A 9,938-nucleotide genomic window follows, 5' to 3' on the forward strand; every position below is an offset into this window, starting at 1 on the left:
TTCGGGCCGCGCGGCGGGGTGTTGGGGCCGGGGCGGCGTCCGGCGGGGCGGGCTGCGGGCCGGTTGCGGCCGCGTCGGGCGCCCTGCTGCATGCGCGACATCAGCGCGGTCGCGCCCACGCTCTGCGGCATCGCGTACCCGAGCGCTGCCAGCGGGTTGCCCTGCACCAGGGCGGTGGTGGCCAGGGTGCCGCGGACCACGCCGCGCACGGCCGTCCGCGCGATCCGCGGGTTCTGGGCGGCCTGTTCGGCGGGCGGGGTGAAGATGCTGCCGTGGCTGCCGCCGATCCGGCCGGCGTTCATCTTGGCGCGGAAGTTGTTGCCGAGCTGGCGGGAGCGGGCGGCGATCTGTTTGCGCTTTTTCACCATGGCGATGCACACCACGTCGACGGCGATGAAGCGCAGGGTCAGTTCGTTGCCCCACTCGGTCTGGGCCGGGTCCAGGACGGTGCGGATGATGAGGATGGACACGGCCAGCGCGACCACGGACTGGATCATCTGGGCGAGGTTGCGCAGGACCGAGGCGAGCCAGTCCCACAGGATGCTGCGGCCGCCGCCGGGGATGGTGCCGGCGATGAGCGCGGGTTCGGCGCGGATCGCGTCCCAGGCCAGGCGCACCTGGGCGGTGAGGAATCCCGCGGCCAGTCCGGTGACCAGGACGGTGATGATGATCGCGGCGATGAGCAGGAAGAAAGCGCCGCCGAGCTTGTCCAGGGATGCCTTCTTGGCGCTGGACACGTTGCCCTTGACGCACTCCTTCTCGAAGCCTTTCATCGGCGGGCCGCCGTAGTGGTTGACCGCCCAGCGGGCAGCCTTGTTGGAGGCCCAGTCCAGGACGGCGGAGCCGGCGCCTTGCGGGCCGGGGACGATGTAGTCGGCCAGGTGGTTGAACCTGCTCAGCTGGTCCACCCGCTTGTCCAGGGCGCGGTCGAAGGCGATCTGGGCCAGCCGGGTCTCGGAGTAGCTGTCGGCGCAGGCCCCTTTGAACACCTGGCCGTACTGCAGGAGCATGGCGGGCCGGACGATGAAGGAGTCGGTGAGGGCGTCGGTCAGCGGCCTCGACAGCGTGAAGTCGGTGGCCTCGGTGGTGACGTCGTTGGTGGCCCAGGGCGCGGTCGGGTCGCTGTCGAGGATGACGTCCGCGATTTCCAGGGACAGGCCGCGGGCGGCGGCGAGTGCTCCGGTGTCCTCCCCCAGCAGGGTCTGCGGTGGGGAGGCCAGCAGGGTGGTGGTCAGGCCGGCGATCAGCAGGGACAGGGCGGCGTCGCCCCAGCCGCGGGCGCGGTCACCGAAGAAGATCCGGGCCACGCACAGCAGGGCGCAGGCGGCCAGGGCCAGGGACGGCAGGCCCATCTGAACGATCACGCGGGTGTGCAGGCTCTGTGCGACGGCGAGCGCGGGGCTGAGCAGCAGGTGCGCCAGGCCGAAGGACAGCGACCAGGCGATGAGCCAGCAGGAGAACCCGATCAGCCACTTGGTGATCATGAAGAGGATCTCGGTGATCAGATTCTGCAGGCCCAGGGACCAGTCGAGCATGCCGCCGGTGTCGGACTTCACGCTGTAGGCGCTGATGGGCAGGTTGTTGGCGTCGGTGACGTTGAACGCGCCCAGCACACCGCCTTCGTTGGGCAGGAGCTTGCGGACCTGCTCCTGCTGCTGCGCGAGTGCCTCCTTCTGCGCGGACTTGCCCAGCCGCTCGCCCTGCTCCTTGAGCAGCTGCTCGATCTGCTTCATCTCCTCCTCGGTCGGCGCCTCCGCACCGCCGGCCCCGCCCGGGGTTTCGGGAGCCGACGGGCTGGGCGGAGCGGAGGGGTCGGGTTCGGCGTGTGCGGGCAGTGAGGTGAGCACGGTCAGGGCGGTGGCCACGAGGGCGGCGCTGAGCAGGGCCAGGCGCAGCCGGGTGCGGCCCAGCACCGCCAGGCGGTGGCGCAGCTCGGCCAGGAGGCGGGCGGGGGTGTTCATGCGGCGGCCAGGGAGCTGGTGGGGGTGGTGTGGATGGCGCGGGCGGCGGCCGCGTCCGCGGGGATGAGGATCTTCATGAGGCCGATACGGCCGTTGAGGTCGCGGTAGAGGCACTCCCCCGCGCGGGCCAGGCGCTCGTCCTCGGGCAGGTTGATCGGGGAGAGGCCGGAGGTGACCAGGTCGAGCATGTCGGGGTCGGTGGCGTCCACGCCGAGGAAGTCCAGACCGCGCGCGGCCAGTTGGCGGGTGCTCTGGCGGAACTGGAGCCGGTGCGGGATCAGCCCGCGGATGATCTGGCCCTTCTCGCTGTTCGCGGGCCCGATGTCGTCGGCGTCGTGGCTGCCGACGTAGGCGGCCGCGCGGTGCTTGCGCCCGTCGCGCATCAGCTCCAGCAGCAGCTCCAGGCCCTCCTCCGAGCTCGTCAGCCACCAGCACTCGTCGAACACGGCGACGCCGAACTCGTCCTTGGACTTCATGACGGTTTCGCGGGCGACCGCGGCGATCAGGTACATCAGCGCGCGGCCCAGCAGCTTTTCGAACTCCAGGCGCTCGATGCGGTGCTCGCTGGCGAGCTCGCTCTTCTTGGGCAGCACCAGGGAGTTCACCGCGAACACGACGCTGTCGGCGCGGTGGGTGTCCACGATGGGCAGGTCCTCGTCGAAGACGACGGCCGAGAGGTCCTTGCGGGCCACGGCCTTCAGTTTGCGGGCCAGGGAGCGGGAGGCGGAGTCGTCGGCGCCGCGCGCGGTCAGCTCGTCGGTCAGCGCCCGCATGGACGGCGCCGGCTGTTCGAGGACGGCCTGGACGGCCTCGGACAGGGCCACGCCCTCCAGGTCCATGGGCCGCACCCCCAGCAACAGGGTCAAGAAGCTCTCGGTGAAGCGGGCCGCGACTTTGGGGCTGACGGAGACGAACAGCCGCAGCGGGTCGAGGGAGACCTCGGCGTGCTGGTCGATGCGGATGACCTGCGTGGTGCCGGGGCAGGCATTGGCGAAGCGCACCCACTCCTCTTCCTTGGTGCGGTCCACGATCACTGCGCGGCCCCGCGACCGTGGCCTGTCCGGCTCGTGCAGGCGGGCCAGCACGTTGTACACGGCCGCCTTCATCGCCACCGACTTCCCCGCCCCCAGCTCGCCGATCATGGCCATGCAGGCGGACGCGTTCTCACGCGGGCCGCGGGCGGGGTCGAACAGGACCGGGCGGGCGCCGCCGGAGGCGAGCTGGAGCCCGAACAGGCCGCCGCGCTCATCGCCCAGCGCGCTGCCGCACCAGGGCATGGCCATCGCGAAGTCCCGGCTGAGGAGGTACTGGGTGTAGCCGGTCATGACGCGGGGGGTGCGGCAGCCGGGCAGCATCGCCTGCCACAGGGCGGTCTGCTCCCCCACCGGCCGGCTGAAGGTGTACTCGGTGCTGCCGAAATCGGAGGCGAGAGCGGAGGCCCGGGCCTGCGCGTCGTCGGGGGTGTCCCCCCACACGGCGAGGGTGACCATGGCCCGGATCTCCACCTCCCGCGCGGAGGCGGTCAGTCGGTCCCGGAACTCGTCGTTGTCCGCCTCGTTCTCCGCGATCGAGGCTGGCGGCCCGGCCGGGTCGCCCTCATACTCCGCGGCCTGGGCCTTCAAGTGCCTGGCCCGCTTGCGGGTCTTGACCTCCGCCTTGCGGCCCGGGGTGATGACCAGGCGGGCGCACCAGTCGACGGGGTAGGCCAGGTCGTCCAGTTGCTGCAGGTAGGCCGCGCCGGGCAGCGCGAACGCCTTGGGCATCTCGGCCAGCGCGAGCAGCGCCTGGTAGGAGTCGCCCCACGGGCTGGAGACCTGAACGAACCGGCGGCGGAAGGGATTGCCCGGCGCGCGCCGCTGCTCGACGTCGGTGCCGCCCTCGGCCACCAGCAGCTCGCCCAGGGCGGCGACGGTACGGCCGCGGCCGCGCACAGGCGATTCGGTGCCGTCGGGGAAGAACGGCTCGGCCAGCCCGCGGCGCGCACTGTGCCCGTACATCCACAGGATCTCCGCCTCGGTGGCCGGCCGCATGGCTACCCCGGTGGGCCAGGATGCCTGCAGTCGTGTCGCCTGCTCGGCGCGCGCGGCCACCTCGCGGGCGGTGACCGGGGCCGGCATCAGGCCCAGCTGCAGGGCCACGTCCGCGCGCGCCGCCCCGGCCAGATCGCGCAGAAGGTCCATGGGCGAGAGCGTGGGCAGCGGCAGCGCGAGCCAGTCGGTGCGCCCGGTCAGCTCCATCTCCTCCAGCTGGTCCAAGACCGCGTGGCCGAGTTGCTCGTAGCGGGGGCTGCGCTTCAGGTCGACGTCGGCGACCATGGCTCGCACCACCGCGATCGGGTCGACCTGCGGGCACAGCGACAACAGCATCGGCTCGCCGGTCAGCGCCTTGAACAAGGACTCCAATGCCTTCAGGCGCCGCTTCTTCGCGGTGGAGGGTGCGTGGCTGTAGTTGGTGGCCTCCACCCGCCACAGGGCCCACACGGTGCCCTGCGTGGTGAAGATCAGGTTCTGTTCGATGTGTCGGATCGGCAGACGCATCAGGACTCCCGGGGGTGCTGATTGAGGGCCTGCTCCCGGCGGGCGAGCAGGGCCTGCACGCCGGTGGCCAGCGACGGCGCGGCCGCGGCAGGGGCGGGGGGATCGGCTGCCGGAGGCGCGGGGTTGGCGCCGGCGGGCGCGGGCTCGGGTCGGGGTGTGGCTGCGGGCGCCGCGGTGGGCAGGCAGACGCTGGCCAGTGGGGCAAGGCCGAGCGGCGTGGGGATCCGCAGCGGTTGCCCCCGCAGGCGACCCCACTTCGGGCCGCAGAGCATCCGCACCACGCTCACCGCCGCGGCCGCCGGATTGCGGCCGTCGATGTGCAGGAAGCGCAGGGTGATCGCGGCGGCGGCGGGCACCACCAGCAGCACGAGCAGATCGGCGAGGCCGTTGCCGCCCCACAGCGGCCGGGTGAGCATCAGCAGGCTGATCGAGCCGACGATCGCCGCGAGTTGGGTGATGGTGTAGGGCCCGCCCGGCAGGCGCAGGTTGCGGCCCTCCCCCACGCCGCGGATGACGCCGTGCATCAGCGGGGCGCGGCGTGCCTTGGTGTAGCAGCGGCCGATCAGCTCCTCGTCGGTGCTGTTCTCGGCGGCCGTCACTGGTCACCGCCGATGATCCCGGGCCCGCCGTCGTACTCGTTGATGGTGTCGCTGGTGTTGCCCTGCAGGTCGTCCATGTTCGCGCTGAGCCCCCACACGATGGCCGCGAGGAAGCAGGCGGCGATGGTGGGGCCCGGCGCCTTGGTCTTCCAGCCGACGACGAACACGAACACCCCGCACATCGCGGGGATACCGACCTTGAAGACGAGGTCCTTGAAGTCGCCGCCGAGGCCGTTACCGACATCGATCCAACTGGCGGCGAGCGTGACGGAGGTGTGCATGTGTACTCCTAGGTGAGCGACTGAAGGGGGTGTCAGGAGGCGGGGGTGCTCGGCGGGGGCGGCGCCGCGGGCAGCACGGTGGGGGCGCCGTCGAGGGCGGCGATCTCCCAGCGGCCCGCGCGTGCGGTGAGGGTCAGCGCGTACGTCAGCGGAGTGCGGATGCCGTCCGGCTCGGTGGCCAGCACCGACACCAGCGCTCGCTGCCGCGTACCGTCCGCGGGCACCTGGCTCTGGACGGTGCTGCTCTGCTCGCCATCGAACGCCGTCTGCTCGACCTCGACGTCGCGGTAGGGCGCCGGACGCACGGGCCGGATCTTTGTGCCCGGGGCCAGATAGCGGTTCAGGTCTCCGCTGGCGCCGCTGAGGTAGGCGCTCAGGAAGTCCCCCGCGGCCCGGGTACGCGGATCGCCGGGCTGCGCGGAGCGCAGCGTCCCGTACACCAGCTCCGGGCTCTTGATCCGAGCCGGGGAGCTGACCTCACCCGGCAGCCCCAGGGCCACGTAACCACTGCCGGCGTCCCGCCCCGCGGTGGTGCCGACCGCGACCGGAACCTGGAAGTAGCGCACCGCGCCCGCCCGTTCCGCATCGCCCTCGCCGTGCTCGCCGGCGCCGGTGTCGCGAGCGGCATCCTTGGCGTCGTCGACGTCGGTGTCCGTGGCGGCGGGCTGGCTGACGCGGGCGGCCACCGTCACCGACCACACCGCCGGCGCGGTCTGCCGCAGCCGCGCCACGGTCAGCTCCTCCACATGCCGTCGGCCGGGCGCGCCGTCCAGGCGCAGCCCGCGGGCCGGCGGGTAGTAGGCGGCGAGGGCGTCCTCGTCCCCCTCCCCCGCCCGCAGATACGCCGACACGTACAAGGTCGCGAAGCCGGCCGCGCCCTGCGAGCCGTTGCCAGCCGCGGAGCGGGCGGCGGGGGCGGGGCGCTGCTCGCTGGAGGTGGGCTGCGCCACCAGGGCGGCCGCGCCGAGGACCGGGCCGAGCACAAGCAGTGCCCAAGCGCCCCACCGCAGCAGGGCGGTGGTGTTGGCGCGGGCACCGGTCGACCAGCCCCCCACCTCGGCCGGCGCCGCGTCCGGCACCGCCTCGGCCGCCTCGGCGGTGGATCCTTCGGTGCGGCGGGCGAAGACTCTCTTCACGTTCATGCTGCGCCTCCGGCCGGAAGAAGCGAGTGGCCGGCCAGCTCGGCGATCCGGGCCCGCAGCTCGGGTTCGCTGCGCTGCTGCAGCTGGTGCAGCGACGTCAGGACGGCGGGCGCGTCGTGCTCGAGGAAGGCCCGCAGCCGCTCGTGGGTGTCGGGGTCGAAGGGCTGGTGGACCAGCGCGGCACCGAGATGGATCAGCAGGTGCTGGGCGCGGGTGACGCGCTCTTCGTCGGCGTCCAGGGACGGGTTGGCGGCTGGAGGCATACGGAACTCCTGTCGGGGCGGGCGGGCGAGGGCCGGAGCGGGAGGCGGGGTCATGCCGCGGGCCGCAGCTGGGCCGCGGCCGTCAGCCGGGCCACGGCGCGCGAGCGCCGGCGCTGCCAGGCACCGGCCGTGGTGCCGGCGCGGGCCGCCGCCTTCGTGTCGGGGACCGCGGCGGTGTAGTGCCAGGCAATGGCGCGGCCATCGGCGGGCGAGAGGGCGCCGGCATCCATCGCGTCCAGGACGAGCTCGAGCAACTCCAGGCGAGCAGCGCCCGCCTCGGCCTCGCCGACCGGGCCGGCGTAGGTCAGCCCGGCCACCGCGGCAGCTGCACGGACCTCCCCTGCCTGGGCCGCCCGGGCCGGACCGGGAGCTGTGTCGGGCAGGCATTCGGCGGCGGCCAGGTCCTCGGCGTGCTCTTCGTGGTCGGCAGCCAGCTCGGCGCAGACGTAACGCAGCGTGTCCAGTGCGAGGTTGGCGGCGGGCCGGCCGGGCCGGGTGTGGATCCGGCCGGAGCGGGCCACTTCGAAGAGACCGGCCACCGTCACCGAGGCAACGTGGTCGAAGCAGCGGCCACCGAAGGGGCGGACCTGGCCGCGGGCCATCCGCACGGCGGCGGGGATCATCGCCTGGACGATGACGCGGGCGGCGAGCGTGGCCGATCTGTCCGCGCCGGCCGCGCGGCGCAGCAGCGCGCGCAGCACCGCATCGGCCAGCTCGTCGGTCAGTCGGCCACGGCGAGGGCGCAGCGCGGCGAGCACCTGCGCGGGGCCGAGGCCGCGCACCCAGGAATCGGCCACGCCATCGGTCGCCGCGGCGACACCGTCGGCCAGGTGATCGGCCATCAGCCAATCGGCCACGGCGTCCCGGACGGCGGGGTCGGCGCACAGCACCGCCCACTCCGCGTCCAGGCGGTGGAAGATCCCGCCGGCGGTGCGGGCGGGGCGTGGCACGTCCACGGCACGTCTCCTCTCGGATCTCGTGCCGTGAACTCTCCTCACACCCGCTTGCCCAAAGGCTTGCCCACCGCTCTAAAGGAGCAGGTGACAGGCTTGCCGCCGTACCGGGCAAGCCGTCGGTGGCCGATTGGGCAAGCCCCACCGAGGGCCGGGCAAGCCCGCCGTCACCGGGCCAAGCCCCGATCGGCAAGCCTCACCCCGCGGTGGGCAAGCCCGCCGGAGCGAGGGCTGAGGAGCGGGGGCGCAGAGCGGCTCGGCCACGTCGGCGGCGGTGGCCGATGCCGGCGGATCGGCCATGGCCGATGACCGATGAGGCCGGATCGGCCATCGGCCAACGGCCCGCCGATCGGCCACCACGGGCGCCCGCCGATCGGCCACCGCCATCGGCCACCGGCCGCCGTCAACCATCGCTGCGGCCACAGTGGCCGGGCGCGGACATGACGGTGGCCGATGACCAGGATCGGCCACCGGCCACCGGCCGCGCGTTCGTGGTGCGGTCAGTTCCGGACCGACCGCAGGTGCGCACGCCCCTGCTGCTGGCGCTGCTCCTCCAGGTACTCCCTCGCCCTGTCCAGACGGCGGGTGCCGGTACGCGCAGACAGCCCAAGACGACGGGCGATCTCCGCGCCGTAGAGCCGCTCCCCGGCTTCCTCCGCCTCGAGGAGCCACCCGGCAACGGTCACAATCTGTTGCTGCACCGGGTCGAGTTCCGGCTCGTCCGTCTGCTGCTCGGGCAGCCGCGCGGTCGCCTCTCCCGTGTCGGTGACCGAGGACTCCCACCCGCCTTGCCCCCCGGCCGGCGTCTCCTCAACCCCGGCGGAGGGCACGTCCGGGGCCGTCTGGTGGGGCACTCCCCCGCTGACCCGATGCCCGTCGACCGCCGCGCCGGTCGGTGCCGCCACCGGCTCACGGACGTACGTCCCCGCGCCCGATGGCGACGACGGCGCAGCCCCTGAACGGCCCGGCTGCGAGGAGCCGCTCGCCGCCACCGGCCCGCCCATCGCGGCCGGTGCGGGAGCTGCCGCCGGCCGGGCAGAGGCGGAGTCCGCCGGTGCCGGAGTATGGGTCACCACCGCGTCGAGGAGCGGGTGCTCTTCGGGCTCGTCACCGGCTGGCACGGCCGCCGCGCGCTGGTCATCAGCGGAGCCGGCCACCGCCGCGGGGCTGGTCTGCTCCCCTGCCCACTGCTGCAGTTGCTGCAGGACGGGCCCGAGGGTTGTTTCGGAAAGCGGTCCGCCGTCCTGGGCAGTGACGCCGTATGCGTCCATCAGGTAGTAGGCGAACTGGCGGGGCGTCGGGCTGACACCAGCGGACGTCACATATGCCTGATAGGCATCGAAGTAGGCATCGAGGCCCGGCTGGTCATTCTCGGCAGCGCCCCGCGCCGACCCATCCTCGGAGATTTCCTCACCAGTAGTTCGGGTGGAGGGGGCCTGCGGTGCGGCGTCCTGCTGGCGCTCTGTGCTGTACGTCGTCAGCTCCGGCTGCCGCGCCTCCGGCACCGAGACCTGTGGCGTGGTGCCCAGTGAAGCCGGGGCTGGGGACAGCAGCGCGGGCTCGATGCCGGCCGCCGCGAGGCCCGCGGGGGCCGTCTCCGCGAGCGGGACGCCGTAGCGGGCCAGGCGCAGCGGCATCAGGGACTCCACCGGAGCCTTGCGGCGCCAGCCGCGGCCGAAGCGGGAGCGGAGACGGGCCTGGTAGACCAGGCGCTCCTGCTCCAGCTTGATCACCTGGTCGTAGGAGCGCAGCTCCCACAGCTTCATACGGCGCCAGAGGAGGAAGGTGGGCAGCGGCGAGAGCATCCAGCGGCTGATGCGGACGCCCTCCATGTGCTTGTCGGCCGTGATGTCCGCGATCCGGCCGATCGCGTGCCGGGCCGCCTCCACCGCGACCACGAAGAGGACCGGGATCACCGCGTGCATGCCCACGCCCAGCGGGTCCGGCCAGGCCGCCGCGCCGTTGAAGGCGATGGTGGCCGCGGTCAGCAGCCACGCCGTCTGGCGCAGCAGCGGGAAGGGGATGCGCAGCCAGGTCAGCAGCAGGTCGAGGGCGAGCAGGACACAGATGCCCGCGTCGATGCCGATGGGGAAGACGATCGAGAAGGTGCCGAAGCCCTTCTTCTCGGCCAGCTCGCGCACGGCCGCGTACGAGCCGGCGAAGCCGATCCCGGCGATGACGAGCGCACCGAAGACGACCACC

8 protein-coding genes are annotated in these 9,938 nt (G+C 73.2%); all 8 read right to left on the reverse strand.

All coding sequences use genetic code 11. The features are described 5' to 3' along the window. Positions 1 to 1,961: hypothetical protein (locus STRAU_RS29660; protein ID WP_037662789.1), on the reverse strand; the 1,961-nt coding region annotated here is incomplete at its 3' end. Beyond that, positions 1,958 to 4,498 carry an ATP-binding protein gene (locus tag STRAU_RS29665; RefSeq protein WP_016644109.1) on the reverse strand — a complete coding sequence of 847 codons (2,541 nt, stop codon included), beginning with the start codon at positions 4,496 to 4,498 and terminating at the stop codon, positions 1,958 to 1,960. The genes STRAU_RS29660 and STRAU_RS29665, both read right to left, overlap by 4 nt. Further along, the gene (locus STRAU_RS42570; RefSeq protein WP_016644108.1) at positions 4,498 to 5,097 is read right to left on the reverse strand and encodes a hypothetical protein; all 600 of its coding nucleotides are present in this window, start codon (positions 5,095 to 5,097) and stop codon (positions 4,498 to 4,500) included. Before STRAU_RS42570 ends, STRAU_RS29665 begins: the two co-directional genes overlap by 1 nt. Next, on the reverse strand, positions 5,094 to 5,378 hold the full coding sequence (locus STRAU_RS29675) for a hypothetical protein (protein WP_016644110.1): 285 nt from the start codon (positions 5,376 to 5,378) through the stop codon (positions 5,094 to 5,096). The genes STRAU_RS42570 and STRAU_RS29675 overlap by 4 nt, the downstream gene beginning before the upstream one ends. A 32-nt stretch (positions 5,379 to 5,410) precedes the next feature. After that, the gene (locus tag STRAU_RS29680) at positions 5,411 to 6,520 is read right to left on the reverse strand and encodes a conjugal transfer protein (protein ID WP_016644111.1); all 1,110 of its coding nucleotides are present in this window, start codon (positions 6,518 to 6,520) and stop codon (positions 5,411 to 5,413) included. Beyond that, complete coding sequence (locus STRAU_RS29685) at positions 6,517 to 6,783, reverse strand: hypothetical protein (RefSeq protein ID WP_037662791.1); 267 nt, start codon at positions 6,781 to 6,783, stop codon at positions 6,517 to 6,519. The genes STRAU_RS29680 and STRAU_RS29685 overlap by 4 nt, the downstream gene beginning before the upstream one ends. 50 nt (positions 6,784 to 6,833) lie before the next feature. Continuing rightward, a complete protein-coding gene (locus STRAU_RS29690) occupies positions 6,834 to 7,739 on the reverse strand; it encodes a hypothetical protein (RefSeq protein ID WP_016644112.1) in 906 nt (301 codons plus the stop codon). A gap of 497 nt (positions 7,740 to 8,236) precedes the next feature. After that, positions 8,237 to 9,937, reverse strand: a complete 1,701-nt coding sequence (locus tag STRAU_RS29695; RefSeq protein ID WP_016644114.1) for a DUF2637 domain-containing protein — start codon at positions 9,935 to 9,937, stop codon at positions 8,237 to 8,239. Position 9,938: the final 1 nt, after the last annotated feature.

This window comes from Streptomyces aurantiacus JA 4570 (assembly GCF_000414115.1).
Lineage (GTDB): Bacteria > Actinomycetota > Actinomycetes > Streptomycetales > Streptomycetaceae > Streptomyces > Streptomyces aurantiacus_A.

Bases quoted from the DNA above. Each gene is read 5' to 3' on its own strand.
- STRAU_RS29665 (WP_016644109.1), bottom strand. From the start codon at position 4,498: ATGCGTCTGCCGATCCGACACATCGAACAGAACCTGATCTTCACCACG.
- STRAU_RS29685 (WP_037662791.1), bottom strand. From the start codon at position 6,783: ATGCCTCCAGCCGCCAACCCGTCCCTGGACGCCGACGAAGAGCGCGTC.
- STRAU_RS29680 (WP_016644111.1), bottom strand. From the start codon at position 6,520: ATGAACGTGAAGAGAGTCTTCGCCCGCCGCACCGAAGGATCCACCGCC.
- STRAU_RS29675 (WP_016644110.1), bottom strand. From the start codon at position 5,378: ATGCACACCTCCGTCACGCTCGCCGCCAGTTGGATCGATGTCGGTAAC.